We start from the raw sequence: 17,948 nt of genomic DNA on the forward strand, positions 1-17,948 counted from the left end.
GCGATTGCCATGTCGATGAAAGACATATCGACATGGCAATCGCAAGGGGGAAGAGATTTGTACCTTGACTCCGGCCGACTAATGGGTGTACCTTGACTCCGGCCGACTAATGGGTGTCAAGTTGACGGCAAGAAGTCATCTGGAAGGAATACGTAAAGGAGTCCTCCTGATTATGGAGCAAGGCTGGACAGACTGGCCTCGCTCCAGGAGTACCAGTTGGTGATGCGTTCCTTTAACTGGTTGCGGTGAGCCACAGCGCTCATGCGGTGACGGGGTAACGCGAAGTGTTGCCGGATCGGACCGAAGCGGGAGAGGAAGGCCTGGGTCCGGCGTGGATCGCGAAAACCCTGCATCTGGCGCTCACGCCGGCGCGTGGGCTGATGACTGTTCTCCGCACGATTATTGACCCGCGCGCAGGCCTTCACGAACACATGCTTCACTCCGGCCAGCTCTGGCACCTCCACCTTTGCAGCCGGGTAACTGCGCAGCTGGTCGGTGACGATTTTGCATGGCACGGGGTTTGAGCGCAGAATCCGCCTGAAGAAGCGCTTAGCCGCAGCCTTGTTGCGGCTCTTCTGCAGTAGCACGTCGAGTTCCATGCCGTGCTCATCCACGGCGCGCCATAGCACGTACGGCTTACCTCGCAGCATCACAAACAGCTCATCGAGGTGCCAGGTCGTGCCGGGCTTGCGGCGCACGGCCGTCGCACAATGCGCAAACTTCGCACCGAAGCGGTCACACCAGTTGCGCACCGATTCGTACGTCACGCCCACACCGCGCTCGAGCAGAAGCTCCTTGATGTCACGCAGGCTTAGGTTGAAGCGGTGATACCAGCGTACCGCACAGCTGATGATTGCAGGCGGAAAGCGGAAACCGCTGAAAGGGGATCGGCTCTTCTTCATCCCACCATTCTAGTCGGTTCCGCCGCCAACCTGACATTGCCGTTGAAGGCGATCGGCCAATGGCCCGATGAGGCGTCAGCCTCTGTAGCCACCTAACGATCGTCACCACGAGGGGTCGGGCATGGCGATATTTTTTACTCGCGGGCCACGCGAGGGGGTATGCACATGCCCCTGCTATCCAGCTTTCACGGTAACGGGGTGGGCTGAACGATGCTGCATCCCAGCCTAACTCGGCGATCGTCCCGTGCAGGTCCGCGAGCATCGCGTTGACACGTGTTCACTGCCAAGGTCGCGGGCGCCCCTCAGCAATGATCACGGCGCGCAAGCCCGGGGGCATACGCATTAACCATCCACAGGCTGCACTCTTTCGATTGCAAGTGCGCATCACCCTGCAGGTCGCCAGACCGTGGCGTGACCTCGTAGACATCAATCCGGATCGTCTGAGTCGAAATCGAATCGGGACAGCATTTCGGAAACGGCCGCAGTCGCGGAAGCAAGCACCCGTCGCGCGCCGCGCTCGTCGATTTTCGATGTCTTCTTCAGATAGTCCGCGACAAGGTAGCGCGGGTCGAGCACGGGCATCGCCTCGATGGACGATAGCACCGGCAACTGTGCGCCTTTTTGCTCGGCAACTCGCACCTTCATCACCAGCGGCGCGTATGTGAAGTCACTGATCTTCACTTTCTCCGTCCAGTAGATCAATAGCGACTGCTTGTCGCCCTCGGATGCATCCACCACGCTGAGCTTGCCCGTCGCTTCCGCCGCACGGCGAATATCCTCGCGGACGGCGTTCATCACTGTCGCGCGGTTGCTGCCTTGCGTGCATTGCAACTTGATGAGCACGCGCCGGATCGGTTCGAGACCATCCACCTGTATACGCAGATGTTTTGCGTGCAAGCGCGAAGCATAGCTGCCGGCTACCGCGAACTGCGCTCCAACGTTCTGAAGTCCGGCATGCGTGATCCTCGAAAGGTTCTGCACGAATTCGGTAAAGAACGGCAGCCGCTCTTCAAAGAACTGATTGCGGTGCCCGTAGTGTTCGTCCATCCGCACGGATAGATGATGCGCGACCGCGACAATCGACGCGATCTCCTTCTGATTTGTATCGAGCAAGCCGTCGAGTGCGGGTGGCAGCGCAGGGCGCCTACCGATCATCGTCACGCATTCGTTATCGAAGTGGACAGCGAGTTCCGTATCCTGATGAAGGTTGTACGCCTCCACAAACTGGGCGACGATCAGATTGAACAGTTCACGCTTGCCGGCGTCCTCGAAGTCGGTGAGCAGGCGTGCCGTGCCAGGCAGCGCTGCGAGGCGCTTCTGTTGCGCCGCCGACGGCGCTTCCCTGCCCCGGTCGCTCTGCAGGATCAGGCCGAGCCGCGTGATCCGCTTGGGCGCCTTTCTCACTTCATCGCTTGTGAACGCGTCGCGCACCATCATCAGGTACTCGCTCAGGTAATACTCGCGATGGGGGTAGATCACGCCGTCCGACTGCAGCAGCGCACCGGGCGTGCTCAAGTGGGTCCATTCTTCGAGCGCGGAGGGCGAATCGCGTCGCGGGATGCCGATGTCGATCAGTTCGGCCTTGCAGTTCGCATGCTCCTTGAGACTGTCGTCGTCGCCCGCATCATGTTCGTCGATCTCTTCGTCGTCTATTTCCTGCGGTGCCGCGTTTTGCAGATACGCCGAAAATTGCGGGGCATTCTGTTCAACGAGTTGGGTGAATTCGACCTTGAACGTTTCCAGATCGAATAGCAGCGCGTCATGTACTTCGGCGAGGCATTGATACCACTCCGTCGGCGGAAGATTGGGATTGATCACGACTTGAGTGTCCCAGTCGTTCTCGCCCTTCTCGGGTGTACCGAGAAAATAGTTGAGCGCGCGGCCACCTTTCAGAAAGAAGATGACCCGTTGCTTTCCATTCGCATTCAACGCATTCGCGGTGGCACCCAATGCCCCGATCTTTTTCGTCAACCATTCTGATAGCCACTTCATTTTGGCACGGTCGCCATTGTGCAGCAGTTTGGTCAAGTCCCCGCTTAGCTCCGCACGCAAGTCATCGCTGATTGCTTCGTTAGCTTCCGCGCGGTAATTGACGAGCAACCGGAACAGGTAGAACGAGTCGATCAGGTGATTCATCTTCACCGCGGCCAGATGCTGGCCTTCAAACGCGTCCAGCGGCTTGTACCTGAATAACGCAGGCGACCCGGGGTCCTGAATGAAGTACCGCGCGAGCGTCTCCGTTTGCGCCTGCACCTGGTCGGAGATGGCGTCATGTCCCGCCTTGCGCACGACGCGCTGATAGACGTTCTCCAATACCTGAAGCGGATGGAAGGAAGGCGCTTTCCACATGAACGCCTTATCCTCCTGCGCGGGATACGGCAACCGCACATTCTCACGGGCACCGAGCGCGATAAGACCGAGTCGGGTCAGACATCCAGCGCCGTCGAGCACAGTCGGCGCCGGTACATCCGGCTGTTCCGGCGCTGCCTGGCACGTCCAGACTTTCACAAGATCACCCGACTCCCTGTAAAGCGAGACGAATTGCTGTGTCGCGCCCGTGTCGAGCCAGATGAGGAACGCACCGCGTTGAGATGCACCCGGTCCGGCTTCGCGCTCGACCTCCGGATAAAACTTCTTCACCTGCCCCATCGCGTATTCGCCGAACTTCACATGCTCCTGATTGCTCGCGTAATTGACGAAGTTGGCAAAGCGCTGAAAGTCGGTGTACTCAGCTACGCGAGTCCAACTCTCATTGCCGCGACGCCGATTGAAGTCGGCGAGACTATAGGACTTCGCAGCCATGCGTGATCTCCTGTTCCGGATTGGAATGAGTCTGACGGTGCGTGCTATTTCAACGTTCGGCCAAGCCTGTCGAGTTCGCCCGCATGAATGGTCACCGCGTCGAGAACCAGCACGCCGCCCACGGTCGGGTCCGCCTGGTTGCTGTCGAGATACCGGCTTACCGCGTCGCGACTCGCCTGATGATCTTTGGTGATGCGGGTGTCGTCGAGAATGGCCAGTCCGGTCTTCAACCATTCGAGGCACTTCGCGTACCACGCGTTGTTGAGATCGCGGATGACGGCTGCTTCGTGCTCGTCTGCGGAACCGTTCGGGTTGTAGGGACGATAGAGCGGCGCCCACGACTCGCCCCGTCCGAGGTGAATCGAAGTGGGCGGATAGCCAGCCGCGTTCATGAAGAGCGTGCAAGTCAGGCATGAAGCCATTTTCTTCGTCACGTCGCCCACGGCAATTTCATAGGGCTCACACGCCGGACCCAGATGGTAGGCCTTGTAGATCGCCTGGATCATGCCGTGGGTATAGGCCGCAATGTCGTCTGTGGTGACGTCATCGACATAGGCCATGCCCGCACTGCGGATCGAGATCGTCGTGAGGTCTGCTTCGTTCAGCGCCCCGTTGCCTGTCTCGCCACGCGCCACACCGGCTCTTTCTCCGCCAATCAGGCCCCACGGCACAAGCGTGTCGCTGTCCGCGCGCTTGCGCCCTTCCCAAAGCGGGCTGTCCGCCGGCGGCAACCAGCGCGGGTGAGAACCGGGTTCGCCATTGCGTGGCCGTGGAGTGCGAAAACGTGCTGTCGAACGCGGTCCGACGGGATCGGTGTCGCCCTCGGTGTTCTTGTTGTCGACGAACCCCGTATACGCACCCCGCCCCGTATATTGCGCAACCGACAGGGTCCGGATCTTTTCCCAAAGCGCTTTACCCTTCTCCGACAATACGGGCGCCGATACGCTTTTCGGACCATTCTTTCCGGCCAGCGAATACACACCCATGATGACGGCGCCCTCGCTATAGCCGGGACTCAAACCTGCTTTCACTTCGCTGCGGAGCTTTCCGGTTTTCGTGAGGTAAGCGGCAACTGCACTATCCATCTTGCCGACGATCCCTTCGAATTGTTTTGTCTTCGCAGGCTCTTTGGCCCCTTCCAATGGGTCCATGTCGAACTGGATCGGACTGCCGGACTCCGCGATATACGCCCCGGCGAACCCCAAGGTCACCGCCGTCATAATCACGTCGGCTTCTGTTTCCGGATTTCCGTCGTTGGAGACGATGCCTTTCGTGCGCCGGAACGCGGTGAAGGGTGCCCGGTCGAATGACCAGAGCAGGACAGTGTCCTCCGTGGTCTTCACCAGCGAAACGAATTTCTGATTGACGCCTTCGTCGAGAATAAAGGCAATTGGCCCCGGGTTGCGTGCCTCAGGACCGGCTTGCTTCTGGACTTCCAGATAGATGTCCTTTACCTGCTTCATCACGAAGGAGCCGAACCGCGCGTGGTTTTCGTTCGCGGAGTAGTTGACGAAATTGGTGAACGCGCTGAAGTCGCTCAGTTCAGCAATTCGTGTCCAGCCTTCCTGAAGGCGTTTCGCATTGAACGCGGACAGGCGTAGCGTTTTCGCAGCCATGAATAGTGCTCCTATAGCGCATTGAGCGAATCATGCTTCCTTGAGAACCGGATCAAACGTAGTGCCGGACAGTACATACTTTTTCATCACCGGCTTGTCGAATTTCCGTGTTTCGAAGACCTTCCAGCTTTCGAGCGGCGGCGGGCATGTCATGATTTCGATCTTCACGTCGATGGCCGACGCGTTGACGGGTATCGGAATTTCTGCGGAGGACATCACGAGAAAGTTGCCCGACTGCCTGGAGCGGCGCTCGGGGCCTTCATTCCACTCCACTGAAAAGCGCGCGACGAAGCCACCGTCGTTGTCGACCAGCACTGACCCAGCCGTGCTCTTCGTCATCTTGGGAGAGAACGGCACCAGATTGCTGATCCAGCCGATCACCTGCAGCGACGATTGCGCGCTGTCCGATGCAGACAGCAGAAACGGTCCCAACGAAACGGACGCACCCGCCGACTTCGCTCTGTTCAGAAGCGAAGTCCCGGCCGAGCTCCAGTCCGCTTCGACGTTGACGTTTCTGCCGAGCAGCAAGCCCGTCGGTATCAAGGGCAGCACACCGCCATTGCCGCTCAACTTTCCCGACGAACAAAATCCGGCATCCTCTCCGGACAGGAACCATTCGTTCGTCTCGAACACCATGGGGTGCAGCCACGGTCTGCGCAAACTCACCAGCAGGTACTCGACGCTGACCGAGCGTACCCGGGTGACCATCGCCGCCGCATCCGCCTCCGCGTCGTCCGTACCGATGCGCAGTTCGAGATCTTCGTCGTCGCCGATCGTGGTGAATGCCGTCTGCGACGTGCCCCGTGCATCCGGGTCGATGTCCAGGCTCCGGAAGCGTTCCGGGCCCGCCGTGCTCCAGTCTTCCGGGCTTGCATACACGGGTCGCCACGAGCCGTGGGTGCCGTCCAGGTTGGCGAACTTCTCGGACTCGAACGCGCTCTTCGCGTCACTTAAGATGCCTGCGGCGAACGGCGAATCCCCGTTCACGGAAGCACCGTTGAGCAAAGACCCGTAAATCTGCTGCGTCGATCCGGTGGATGCCGAGTAGCCTCGTGTAAATGTCGGCACCGGATCGACGAGCTGATGAAACGCAAACAGCGCTTTGAGGTCACCGTTTGGATTGCGGCCCGACAGCGCATTCTGGAACGTAGCCGTATCGATCGAGACCGGGAACCGGTTAATCTGAAGAACGGGCCTCGCCGCGCGTGCGAGGCCCTCGGTCGCGGGCGAACGTTCGGCCTGGGCGGCCGTTTCTCCCACCGCGCTGCCCAGCGCGGCGACGATCGAGTCGAGGATGCCCATGAATGTCGTCTTTCCCTGGGCTACCGGCTGGCGGGTGCCGGCGGAGAAGCTGGCGTCACGGAACTGATCCACGCGATCACCTGCATCCCCGGAAGCTTAAGGACCCCGTTCGAGAAAGTCGACTTGAACGCTTCGCCTGATTTTTTCTCTTTTCGGTAATTTCCGGCGCAGCTAAATGGTCCCCATCCCCACCCTCTGCTTTCGCTCAAGGACGATTCCGAATTGAATCGGGACGTATCCTGCTCGGTAAAATTCGCCTTGATCGACACGTTTTTGGCGACGATGAAAGCGACCGGTATTAAAGGAAGCAGCCCTGTCGAATTGCCTTTCAGTTGGCCATTGGAGATGCTATCGGGCTTCTGGTCTGTGAGCGACCAGCCCGTCATGCTGAACAACATGCTGTTTAGCCAGGGACGTCGAATTCGCACCACAATCAGCTCCGCGGTCAACTCGAACTCACTTGCCTCCAAAGTAGCGGAATCAGTCTTATCGCTTCCGCTCTGTGCTGCTCTACTCCACCAGAAGATGCCATCCGAATGGCTTGAATACTCTGACGCCCGCTCGCTCGTGCTAGTCGACAGTGACTTGCTCGACAGTGTCAACTGCGTCCCCTGGCAAGCCGGTTCGCACCAGTTCGTAGGCATCGCGTAACTGGCAAACCATGTGTTTCCCCCAGACGTCTGATCGGCCGCCATGTTCTGATTGCTCATCGCGTCCTGAGCCTGAGCGATCGCGGCGGAGACCGCGTTATTGATCGTCGTTCTCAGCGCATTCGAAGCCTTCTCGACGTTCTGTTTTCCTTCTCGCACCCATCTGTTCCAGGCCTGATCGATGGTGTTCTGCAGGCCCGGCGCAACCGCCTGAAATTTCCGTTGATCTTCGATCTTGTCCAGGTCATAGCCGTTGTAGGCCAGACGGTACCCGCCAATGGCGTTGACGTACGCCGTCTGATTCTGGTCATAGGCGAGCGCGATGGGTGACGGGCCAAAGGTTTCCGTCGGCGGCCCGTCGAAGTTAGGGATCGACGTTTTGGTGTTGAGAAAGGCGTAGGCCTTGTCATAGACCGCTCTCTGCGCAGGGTCTTCCGTTTGAACGGCGTTTGCGGCATCGACAATGTCCTTGTAGGTTTTGGACACTTTCCTGCCGGACTCTGCATATTCAGCCTGCACCTCCGGTATCGCATCCACCATGTCGGAGAAAGCAAAAGCGCTCCGCAAATCTCCATTCGGATTGATCGAGCTTCTCGCGTTGCGGAAGTCGTTCGGATTGAGCACGTAGTTCTTCGTCATCTGAAGCAATGTCGTAGCACTATCGAAATCACCCGTCTTTCCCCCGCCCGGCACGTAAGTCAACGCGTCGTAGATCCGGTCGTAGAGGGACTCGAGTATTTTCCTTTCCTGATCCAGTTTCATATCATGTCCTTGGTAGGCAGCGGGTCGTTAGACTCTTTCGGAAGTCCCTCTGAGCTCAGGTGACGATGACGCTGTTGCGTGCATCCAGGCACTTCACTGTGTAGCTCTCGATCGCACCGAGCAATTTGCTAGCGCTGGCCTCGGTAACAGCAACACCGTTGAGTTGGTCCAACTCGTCCGCGAAGCCCGAGAACGCGCCGGGCAACTTCTTGGCTTCGCCGAGCAATGCGTCCCGTTTCTGGTCGATGGACATCACAGCCGAAAGATCGCCAATCAACATGTCGTTCGCCTGCTGCTCGGCGATGAGTGCACGAATGTCCGCGTCCAGTACGTCGATCTTGGCGTCGAACGCCTTGCGCTGGTCGGCCAGGTCCGAGTACTTGAACCCTTCCGATACCTCTCCCATGATCTTTTTCAGCACTTCGACGCCAAGCCGGATTGCCTCGGCCTCCGGCTTTTTTAGGTCGATTTTCTCGAGATCTTTCGGAATGAAGTCTTTGTAGATATCGATGATGCCGCGCGCTCGGATCACATCCTGAGCCGCGATGATCTTCGCGCGATCATCGTCAATCGCTTTCCAGCTGGCGCGCTTGTCGATGACGGCCTGACTCAACTCCGGCTGGCGTTGCTGGCGCTCGGCAAGTAGTTCCTTGGTTCGCTCGGCGAGTACCACACCGCGAACTTCTTTCGCTTTCTCGTTCAAGCGGTCCGCAGCGTTGCGCAACTTCGCCTTGATGCCGGTGATCCGCGTGGCGAACAGCCCACTTTGTTCTTCGCGCGCCGCCTGTAGTTCCTTGAGGTCCGACGGGCTGAGCTTGGGTGTGGCGATAGCGGCATCGATCTCCGCCAACTGGCTGAAGATTTCGCGGAAGTCGAGGCTCTTGGCCTGCGTCGATATCGACACCAGTTCTTCTGCCATGGCCTTGTCGAGATCCAGCGCGTAGCCGGATGCCCGCTGGGCTTTGTCCATGACGGTCATCAACTGCTCGCTCTGAAAGACGGCGAGCCGTGAAATATCCTTGGTCGATTGAACGATCAGACTAAAGTCCGGTTCTGCATAGCTTGCATTTGGTGAAACAAATGGCGTGACATTCGACATGATGAAGCACCTCATCGTTGAAGGAACAGGCGATGGTCGCCGGGCACCGTGTGTGTGTGGCCCTTACGTCCCATATCGCTTCCCGTATTCTGCGCGCGCTTCATCGATGACATCCATGAGCGTGCCGGAGAGGTCGCCCACCTCTTTCCATGGATCGATCACATTCCTGAACGAAGAGATGAATGTGGTCAGCTTCATTCCGTTGTCGATGTTCTTCCATTCTTCCTGCGAAGCCTCGATCAGGCTGAGCATCGAAGCCCACATGTACTCGAGGTGGCCCATCGCGGTCTCTGCGTCGAGCATGCGCGTACCGATTTCGCTGAAGTCGAGCGCCAGGGTGTCCATGGCTTTCTGAAGCTTTTTCGACGACGAAACCTTATCTCTCAGGACGCGAGCCTTCTCGATCAACTCGTTCTTCTCTTTACGCGCCGCCTCCGCCTTCGCCCCGAAGATTCCTCCGGTGATCGCCAATCCGATGATCCCTCCCGCGGCCCCGGTGAATGCGAGTCCGACATACTTGTCGTAGTCCTTCTTCAATTGCTCGATTCTGTCGTCGTACTCCTTCAACGTTTTCTCGTCCGCCGCAATTGTCTCTGCCAACTTGTTTTCAACCATGGCCTTCCGTTTTCTGGCGACTTGTGGCTCCAGTCCGGGCATATCCGTGCCCGTCGAAAGCTTGCCGCCAACCAGAACAAGCCGGTAATCGCTGACCGCAGTCTTCACGGCGAGCGTTTTCTTCTGTTGTGCGTCGGTGTCAACGCGCATCTTTTCGAGGATTTCACCGAGTGATTGAGCAATCTCTTTGTCTTCGGCCTCATAGGTGATGTCCTCGGGCTTGAGTCCGGATGCACCGCGTAGCGTGCCCTTGACCCGTTCGAGCACAGGCATTTCCTTGATAAAGCCGATCAGTCCTTCGCCCGTCGTGACGAACTTTCCCGAAAACCCTTTCAGTTCGATGCCTTGATTGACCACCGCCTTCTGCACGGGCTCCCAGTCGTAGCAATGCCTGGAGATCTGCTGGAACAGGTCCCGGATATCTGACGGCTCCAGACCTGCTATGCCACTCGATTTGTAGCCGACGTATTCGTCGACTTCGTTTTGCGTCAGCGGTAGGCTCCGGCCATTCCTTGCGTACAACCATATATTCAGCAAATCTTCTTTGGTGAAAATGCCACCCGATCTCGCGACACCCTGCTCCTTGCCAGTGAGCAGTTTCAACGCCGTAGTCGCGACGTCTTGCGGCTTGATGGTCTTCTCTTGATTCGTCATCGGCTGAGACATAATCAGTTCTCCTGTGTGACACCGCGATTATTGGTTACGCGTCAAGCGATACTGTATTCGTGACTCGATAGCGTTGCGTTGCCCGAATTATTTGAGGAATCAATCAAAAAACGCTACTGAGTTCCATAGCCCTGCTCTGCACAAACTTCCAGTTGTTGATGATCGTTTTGAAATCGATGAGAAAGGTCAGCAGTTTTCGTCTGCCATCGATGCTGTCGAATTGTTCTGCCGCGTTCGTGAGCGCCACGCAAGCCTCCTGCCAGGCGAGCCAGAGATGGGTCACGGCCATTTCGGCGTCGAGCATCACCAGGCCCAGTTCAGTGAAATGCACGAAAAGCCGGCCCATGGTGTAGGTCACACGTTGCCGGCTGCGATACACTTCCATCTGACTCTTGAGCGTCTGGATTGCAGTGTCCAGTTCTCGTCGCTTCGCTTCGACGATCGCTGCGTCACGAGGATTGGATTGCACGGCCAGGTCGTACTCGCGCTGAAAGGCGGCGATCATGGGTTCGACCGTGATCTCGTTGCCGATCTTTTCCCGATTGGAGTTCTTGAGGACCAGCCTCTTCCCCGCCACGACAGGTTCGAGTGCCACGACGCCTTCACGAAAATTCAACAGCAGGCGCATGGCATGGGCGGTATCTCCGACCTGCTCGCGATTGATCTTTTGGAGACTCTCCATCTTCCCGGCCAGCTGGCTCTTGCCCTGGATGTCAGCGGGTCCGAAGCTCTCGTCCGGTATGTCACCGACCGGTAGTTCGCTCAAGTCTGCGCCGACCGTGGCGCAAGCTCGCACGTAAGGCGGCAGCGCCTTGATGGCGTCGATCAGCAATTCGCCCGAGCGGACGATCCTGTCGGAGATCGACAGCAGCGTTGTTGCCTGCTGCGTGATCATGTCTTTCGTGGGGTCCCAGTCGTCCGCATTGCTGCGGATACGTTCGAAGAGAGTGCGCAGATCGGCTGGCTCCAGCCCCGCGACTCCCGCTGTCCGGTAGCCGACAAACACCTCCACGGCCTGCAATATCGTCGGCAGGCTGGATGCATAGGTCACGTAGTCATGGATCTTGTCGCAATCGTCGCGCGTGAAGCGCGGGCTGCCCATGGCAGCTGCCCCCGTACCCCTTGCCTGGTCGGCTAACGTAGTCATGATTCCCGTTTCAATGTCTGGTCGATTCTTTTTTCAGTTAGAACGTGGCATTTTATTTCGTTATACGAAATGTTTTGTTAGATTCACACACCAAACGAACTTCCATTCAATGTTCCATCACAGTCTGGTTACGGCGCAGCCTGATTCAGGCCAAACGCAACGCCGACCTGGCGTCGTTCCAGAATGCAACACGTTTCTCCTGCCCATCCATCGCCGGGCCATTGATGATCCGCGTCGTGCCCGCGAAGTCACCACGGTCCGCTGGTCCATTGCAGCCATTCGTCTTCCAGAACCATCCTGCCGAGCGAGCGGCAAGATTGTCTGCGCTTGCCAGCAAATCCGGCGCCGACAGCAGGTCCGATCCGAGCGCTTTGCCGCATGCAGCGTAGTTGTCCCGAAACGTGATTTGCTTGAGTCCTCGTCCCCGATATCGCCAGCCATCGCCGGAAGCCGGGTCGCCGTTGCCGTACCGTCCACCGTAGGCCAGATTGGCAATCTGCTGCTGACGGACGAGCGGGACCTCCGCTTCGGCCAGCCTGCGCCCCAGCATCTCGCGTTGCTGCGCCGGCACGCGCGAGAAAATCGCGAGCGCTGACGGTTTGTAGTTAAACGACTCCACAAGCTGCCTGAATCCCCCAGACTCGTGACGAATCTGCGCGATAAAGGCCGCCTGTCTCGCTGGCGTGTTGATGTCGAATTCATCCATCGCCGCAACGACAAGTTCAAACCAGCGATTGGCGAGTTCCTCCGACAGACCTGCCGCCTGCCGAAACGTCTGCTTGTTCATTTCCAGTCCAGAAAAACCGGCGACATAATGTCGGAACTCAAAACATCAATAAAAAGTCAGTTGTCAATGCATTTCAATACAAAATATTTATCTACTAATACGATTTATTTTATCATCAAAAATAACCAACTATTTATTAAATAAAATATCCACTTTTATTTTCATTTTAAAACAGAAAAATAGATAAATACATCGATGAGCCTTCGTAAAGGTCACGCCGCACGGTTGTCCTGCTGGTTCACGCAAATATCCAGTCCGGCTGCTTCATTGGTTGAAGTTGGATGGGTACCACGAAATTCCGTTAGTGTCCGCACGCGACCTTTGGCCTGTGTGTACGTCGAATTTCGGAATCAACCAGTGCACAATCAAAGATATGTTCATTCCAAAAAAATGTCAAGAAATTCAGGTCTGTTTATTGCGAATCTATTGTTTATAATTTTGCTCATATTCAACCGGATTGACCACGATATATTACGGCGCAACTTGTTTGTAAACGAATTAAGATTTTTGGGACAGAAAGCCTTGGACGCGCAGCGGCTAAGGGCTGCGCTTCCGTCGCCAAATCTCGATGCGATAGTGGCCAGCAGCGTGCAGCGTGCGCAGTTCTTCGGCGTCGAGCGCGAGCGCCGTGCTCGTGCGGGTGTGACGGCTGGCGAGCGCGAACAATTGTGCGCGCCGCTGGGCTGAGGCGCCCTCGCTGATTTCCGCCGACGCTGCGCAAAAGAAATCGAGAGAATCGGGCGGCAGCCGCGTGTGCAGCCACGCGGCGATACACGCGGTCAGCGGCGAATGGAATGGGTTGGTCATGCCCGCTTCCTGGATCGTGAGAACAACTCGGTTCTTGTTATGACCCGGCGAACGCCTCGCTACTGCGCCCACCACCGCGGCGCCGGTCCTCTCAATTTGGCCATCGACGCATTATGTTAGTAATCCTATATATTTAACGTAGAAGTCCCCCGGGCGCGCGGCCGGTTCGCGAAACCTCACGAACATTCAAACCGCCGCGGCCTTCAGGCCAATCGTCGATGAGCGCAGAGGATACTACCCGCCCGCACACCGATCTACCTATCAAAACTAGGAGGTTTTACGCGGGCGCTTTCGAGTTGACACGTGCAGGCTTCGGCTCTGTCAACTTGTCGAGGGTGAGACGGCACGACGGGAGGGGTGACGACGATCAGAAAACGGTCTTCAGCCGAGCGGCCGCTTTGACGAACACGCGCTTCACGCTCGCAAGCTCCGGGATCTCGGCTTTTACCGCCGGATAGCTGCGCAACTGAACGGTGAGGATCTCGCGAGGCACCGGAATCGAGCGCAGCACACGCTTGACGAGGCGTTTGGCCGCAGCTTTATCGCGAACCTTTGACCCAGTGAGCGAAGCCCCTGTTGGACTTATCGTGCCAACACAGGATTGTCTCGTATGTCACGGCCACACCGCGCTCGAAGAGCCGTTCCTCGATGTCGCGCAAGCTCAACTGAAAGCGGAAATGCCAGCGCACAGCGTAACTGATAACCTCGGCTGGGAAACGGTGACAGTGATAGTGCGATTTCGATTTCTTCATCACGCCATCTTAAGTGACTGGCATAACAACCTGACAACACCTTCGCAAGCGAGCGCGGTCATGATGGCACATGCCGCATCATTAGTTATTCGGCTTATATAGTAGTTGTGTGCTACTCGGCATAGTAGTAGCACAGCTTACTGCCGAAGCCGAAACGTCGAAACAACGAACGTAGAGGCCGACCTCGTGTGTCGGACCGGGCAGCGCTCAATGGCGTCCTGTTCGTGTTATGCACCGGGATACGATGGAACCATTTGCCGACCGCACTCGGGTTTCGCTCGGGCGCGACCTGCTGGCGTCGTCTGGACGCATGGCAGAATTGGTGGGCGCGTCGCGCGGCCGTCTACGGCGTGACCACTTCGCGCGGGTGCGCCAGTTCCCCGACCCGACGGCCCGGTCCTACTCGTCGCTCGAAATTGCCGATGAGTGAGGCCATACACTCGCTATGCGGCTTGTGTTTCCCCAAATACCGTAGGTGAACCCTCCTGCCACCGCTTGACAATGACAAAAGGGCAAGTTGGTGTCCACGCGCTCGCCATCAAGGGCTCGCGTGATATATGCCTCTGACGCGCACCTGCTAAGAGAGCCGTGGAGCCACCACCGGAGCACGCCACGAATTCAAGTTTTCTCCAAAACGCGTCGCCAAATCGCGCTATTGTGATAAGTTTTCGTATATTTACGACCTCTTTCTTCTGCCTCTTTCACGGCGCCATTCCCTCACGCTGATGAGTTCGCTGAATTCACGTCCGAGCTTCGCGCTTGTGGGGGCGGGATTCCAGCGTGCGGCGCAGTGCTTCTTCGCTTCAAATGCGCAAGCGCATTACGCGCGCCGAGTTGAATGTCCACACAATCATCGCTCGACGGTCAGCCCTGCAATGGGCTCCGATCTGCACGCATGGCCGGCGTTCTAGCTGGTTCGGGAGGCACTCGCGTTGGATACCCGCAACACCGTGCTTCGCACGGTGTGCCCCGCCTGGCGGAGCCGGCCGGGTTCTCCAAGGGGCATCCCCTTGGAGCACGGTATATGTAGACGGAAATGCGTCAGCATTTCCGTCTACATATACGTCGTGCCTCGGCTTTGAGCCGACCGCCCGACGACAGGCCATTTTTGGATCAGAATGAATCGCTTTTGGATCATTTCTGGATCGCTGTCAGAGCATGGAGGATCACAGGTTGAGCGCTAATGGTGCATCTTTCGATCATTCGCGGCATACTGACGCGGTTTCCTCTCCCGCGAGCGCTCAAATGGACGCCCAAATCGCCGCGCAACGCGCACAACGCCTCGATGCCCTGTCGGCGGCATCGGATGGCCGGTCCAAGACCGCCCAGCTTCGCGATGTGTTCGACAGCGTCGAGCGCGCCATTCGCGCAGGCGTCCGGTACGCCGCGATCATTCAGGACCTGGCCGAGACCGGCCTCGTCTTCACGTACCAGACTTTCGCTCTGACCCTCAAAAGACTCCGGCGCGAGCATGGCATCGTGCTCCGCCACCCCCGCGCGCCACACCCGGACACTGGCACGGCAGCCCACCGCGCGGAGGACGCGCCAGACCCGACAGCGGCACGCACGCCAGCGCCTGGCAATGACGCCAGATCCGCTCCGGACGTGGTACCCGCCCCGCCCGTTGTGCGCGAACGTCGCCCGATCGCGCCGGTCGGCGCAAGGCTCCCCGATGACTGGCTCACCACCGACCTGACGCGCGAACAGAAACGACTGCTGACACCTGAACAGCGAAGCGCACGCGCGGATGCGAAGGTCAAACAGTACTGGCCTAACCCGTTCGATCCGGTGCCGCCCAAAAAAGACAACCCCGCCTGAGCGGGGTTGTCGTGATGCGACGCACAACGGACGTCAAAGACCTGAGGGGCAACCCCGCTCAGTGCGGCTCGTCGTCCTCCTTGCCTGAACCCGCCTGAGTTTCTGATAGTTCGTCAGCTTCGGCCCCGGTGTCGACTCCATCCTCTTCGTCGTCGTCCTCGCGGTATCCGTATGTGACGCGCTCCGGCACTTCGCGGTTGCGCAGGACTTCCGGCAACCATCCCGAGTCCGTCATGCGAAGCTCTGCCGTCGCTGCTGCGTCGTCCTTCTTCATGCCGCGCAGTTCGCCCGCCACCTGCGGCGAGACGCTCTCACTCACCACCGCCGCAATCTGGTCTTTCGCCACGTGCGCAAAATAACCGGCGCGCGTCGGTTTCCAGTAACGCGAGAGGTCCACCGCTAGCGTGTTGGCCACCTCGTTCACGGCGTGCGGACGGTCGGCGCTGCTGATCCCGTCAACCGTGGCCGCCACGCAGAAGGCAAAGAGGTTCGACGTCACGTCCTCGCCCTGTTCCAGCAGCCAGGGCAGCAGTTCTTCGACCCGCCTGGGCAGCATCCGCGCCCACTTCGCGCGCTCGCCTTCCAGTGCCTTCCAGGCCACGCTCCCGGCCATGTCGTCCGCATTCGATACCAGCGCATCGCGCGACGTATGCAGTTCAATCTTCACCGCGTGGTCGATGTACGACCGCGCATAGACGTCATCGAATACAACCGGAATCATGCGCTGCATCAGCACGGCAAGCGCCACGCCCGGTTGCTGCGCAAGCTCGATCTGCACGGCGGCGGTCCGGTGCGCGGTCAATCGCCTACACAGCTTTTCGCCATGCAGGGGGCGCTCTTTCGGGGCGCGTACTGCGTTTGGAATCGCGCTGCCCACAGGCGACGCGCTTGCCAGCGCACCAGGCGTCGCCTCCCGGCGCACCAGGCCACGCTCGATACACACACGCCCCTCGTCATCGAGATAGATAAACGCCCCGGCCTGCTTCATGTCCTCCGGATCGAACGTCTCGAAGCGCTCGGCGTACTGGTCAGCGGCATACGTCGCGGCGGTGGCCGTCGCCTCCAGACGCTCCTGCCGTGCCTCGTCGGGTTCGCTGTCGTCGTCGTAATACGCGTCGAGCTCGGCCTGCGCGTTGTCGCGCATCGCGATCAGTTCCGCAAGCTCCGTCTTTTCCTTTTTCGTCGGCTTGCGTGTGGTCGAGGCGATGCGTCCATGACGCATGATTTCCATCGCGTCGTAACGGGTCCGGCATTCCGTCCACTGCCAGCCTTCCGCGGCGACCGTCTGCGAAAGCTCGATCAACCGGTCCGACGCGAGCCGGTACAGCAGTTCGGCATCCTCAATGTACCCCGCGTGCTCGTCGTCGCTGAACAGGTCGCGGCGAACACGACCGCCCGCAGCCGCGTAGGCCTCCAGGCCAACGAACTGCGCGAGAGCATTGTCCCTCGTGTCGATTTCCTCGCGCGTGATCGCCGCGCGCAACTCGGCGGGGCGACGCTGCCACGCGTTGATGGCGTCGTTCCAGATTCGCTCCTGGGTCGCGTGATCGTCGGCCAGCGCAAGCGCCTTCGCCTGCTCGTAGTCGAGCTTGTCATCGCGCAGCAGGTCCAGCAGCACGGGCGCAAGGTTGGCGATTTTCAGCGCGCGACGCACCGCGACTTCCGGAATGCTGAACAGCGCCGCAATATGCCCCGTCGTTTTTCCTTCTTCGCTGAGCAGCCGGAAAGCCACGCATTCATCCGCGAGACACATAGGCTCTCGTTCCCGGTTCTCGATCAGCGACGCGGCGACCGCCTCACCTTCACTGACGATCAGGACCGGCACTTGGTAGTCCTTCGTAATTCGCCCCTGCTCATAGAGCATGTCGAGCGCGGCCAGGCGGCGCTGGCCCGCGCAGACGCCCAGGCAGGGCGACTTCGCGCGTTCCTTCAATTCGTGTACGGCGAGATTCTGGAGCAAACCCTTCTGGGCAATCGATTCGGCAAGGGCTTCAATGCCGGTCGGCGCTTTCCCGCGCACATTAAGCGGCGAGCGTGCCAGCCGCGCATACGGGACGTACTGGATGGCGGCACGATCCGCCGTGGGTTCAACAGCGTTTTGCATCAGAGTTGCCTCCGGTAAGTGGCCAGAGCAGGAAGCCCGGCCTCACATGAAATATAGGCTAATATGCCCTAACATACAAGCAAAGCTAGCTTGTATGTTAGGGCATATTAGCCTATATT

Annotated in this window: 12 protein-coding genes and 2 pseudogenes; 2 read left to right on the top strand and 12 right to left on the bottom strand. The window is 58.6% G+C overall.

Translation table 11 applies throughout. The features are described from left to right. Positions 1-170 precede the first annotated feature (170 nt). The 11 genes and pseudogenes from EYW47_RS22325 to EYW47_RS42680 form a co-directional block, all read right to left on the bottom strand. Positions 171-902: an IS6 family transposase gene (locus EYW47_RS22325; RefSeq protein WP_133197024.1), complete on the bottom strand. Its 732-nt coding sequence runs from the start codon at positions 900-902 to the stop codon at positions 171-173. A 426-nt stretch (positions 903-1,328) separates the two neighbouring features. Next, positions 1,329-3,704: a hypothetical protein gene (locus EYW47_RS22330; RefSeq protein ID WP_133197025.1), complete on the bottom strand. Its 2,376-nt coding sequence runs from the start codon at positions 3,702-3,704 to the stop codon at positions 1,329-1,331. Between the two features lie 44 nt (positions 3,705-3,748). Next, positions 3,749-5,320 (bottom strand): hypothetical protein, encoded by a 1,572-nt coding sequence (locus tag EYW47_RS22335; protein WP_133197026.1) that lies wholly within the window; start codon positions 5,318-5,320, stop codon positions 3,749-3,751. A 30-nt stretch (positions 5,321-5,350) separates the two neighbouring features. Then, entirely contained in the window at positions 5,351-6,694 is a 1,344-nt protein-coding gene (locus EYW47_RS22340) for a hypothetical protein (RefSeq protein ID WP_133197027.1), read from the bottom strand. Beyond that, complete coding sequence (locus EYW47_RS22345) at positions 6,643-8,034, bottom strand: hypothetical protein (RefSeq protein WP_133197028.1); 1,392 nt, start codon at positions 8,032-8,034, stop codon at positions 6,643-6,645. The genes EYW47_RS22340 and EYW47_RS22345 overlap by 52 nt, the downstream gene beginning before the upstream one ends. Positions 8,035-8,089: 55 nt before the next feature. Next, positions 8,090-9,133, bottom strand: coding sequence for an alpha-xenorhabdolysin family binary toxin subunit B (locus tag EYW47_RS22350; RefSeq protein WP_133197029.1), 1,044 nt, complete (start codon positions 9,131-9,133; stop codon positions 8,090-8,092). A 63-nt stretch (positions 9,134-9,196) separates the two neighbouring features. Beyond that, positions 9,197-10,414, bottom strand: coding sequence for an alpha-xenorhabdolysin family binary toxin subunit A (locus tag EYW47_RS22355; protein ID WP_133197030.1), 1,218 nt, complete (start codon positions 10,412-10,414; stop codon positions 9,197-9,199). 103 nt (positions 10,415-10,517) lie between these two features. Continuing rightward, positions 10,518-11,561 (bottom strand): hypothetical protein, encoded by a 1,044-nt coding sequence (locus tag EYW47_RS22360; protein ID WP_133197031.1) that lies wholly within the window; start codon positions 11,559-11,561, stop codon positions 10,518-10,520. Between the two features lie 145 nt (positions 11,562-11,706). Further along, entirely contained in the window at positions 11,707-12,348 is a 642-nt protein-coding gene (locus EYW47_RS22365; protein WP_133197032.1) for a glycoside hydrolase family 19 protein, read from the bottom strand. Positions 12,349-12,885: 537 nt separating this feature from the next. Further along, positions 12,886-13,155, bottom strand: a complete 270-nt coding sequence (locus EYW47_RS22370; protein ID WP_133197033.1) for a hypothetical protein — start codon at positions 13,153-13,155, stop codon at positions 12,886-12,888. 382 nt (positions 13,156-13,537) lie between these two features. Beyond that, positions 13,538-13,907, bottom strand: a pseudogene (locus tag EYW47_RS42680) (IS6 family transposase); the annotation flags it as partial. A gap of 140 nt (positions 13,908-14,047) precedes the next feature. Between EYW47_RS42680 and EYW47_RS22380 the strand changes: the two are divergent. Continuing rightward, a pseudogene (locus EYW47_RS22380) lies at positions 14,048-14,224 on the top strand (transposase); the annotation flags it as partial. A 928-nt stretch (positions 14,225-15,152) separates the two neighbouring features. Continuing rightward, a complete protein-coding gene (locus tag EYW47_RS22385; RefSeq protein ID WP_133197034.1) occupies positions 15,153-15,725 on the top strand; it encodes a hypothetical protein in 573 nt (190 codons plus the stop codon). 58 nt (positions 15,726-15,783) lie between these two features. Here the strand turns inward: EYW47_RS22385 and EYW47_RS22390 are convergent, their stop codons facing one another. Continuing rightward, a complete protein-coding gene (locus EYW47_RS22390) occupies positions 15,784-17,745 on the bottom strand; it encodes a ParB/RepB/Spo0J family partition protein (RefSeq protein WP_240763853.1) in 1,962 nt (653 codons plus the stop codon). Positions 17,746-17,948 lie beyond the last annotated feature (203 nt).

This window comes from Paraburkholderia silviterrae, from assembly GCF_004353915.1.
GTDB classification, from domain to species: domain Bacteria; phylum Pseudomonadota; class Gammaproteobacteria; order Burkholderiales; family Burkholderiaceae; genus Paraburkholderia; species Paraburkholderia silviterrae.

Bases quoted from the DNA above. Each gene is read 5' to 3' on its own strand.
- EYW47_RS22355 (WP_133197030.1), bottom strand. From the start codon at position 10,414: ATGTCTCAGCCGATGACGAATCAAGAGAAGACCATCAAGCCGCAAGAC.
- EYW47_RS22330 (WP_133197025.1), bottom strand. From the start codon at position 3,704: ATGGCTGCGAAGTCCTATAGTCTCGCCGACTTCAATCGGCGTCGCGGC.
- EYW47_RS22350 (WP_133197029.1), bottom strand. From the start codon at position 9,133: ATGTCGAATGTCACGCCATTTGTTTCACCAAATGCAAGCTATGCAGAA.
- EYW47_RS22360 (WP_133197031.1), bottom strand. From the start codon at position 11,561: ATGACTACGTTAGCCGACCAGGCAAGGGGTACGGGGGCAGCTGCCATG.
- EYW47_RS22385 (WP_133197034.1), top strand. From the start codon at position 15,153: ATGGACGCCCAAATCGCCGCGCAACGCGCACAACGCCTCGATGCCCTG.
- EYW47_RS22365 (WP_133197032.1), bottom strand. From the start codon at position 12,348: ATGAACAAGCAGACGTTTCGGCAGGCGGCAGGTCTGTCGGAGGAACTC.
- EYW47_RS22335 (WP_133197026.1), bottom strand. From the start codon at position 5,320: ATGGCTGCGAAAACGCTACGCCTGTCCGCGTTCAATGCGAAACGCCTT.
- EYW47_RS22370 (WP_133197033.1), bottom strand. From the start codon at position 13,155: ATGACCAACCCATTCCATTCGCCGCTGACCGCGTGTATCGCCGCGTGG.
- EYW47_RS22345 (WP_133197028.1), bottom strand. From the start codon at position 8,034: ATGAAACTGGATCAGGAAAGGAAAATACTCGAGTCCCTCTACGACCGG.
- EYW47_RS22325 (WP_133197024.1), bottom strand. From the start codon at position 902: ATGAAGAAGAGCCGATCCCCTTTCAGCGGTTTCCGCTTTCCGCCTGCA.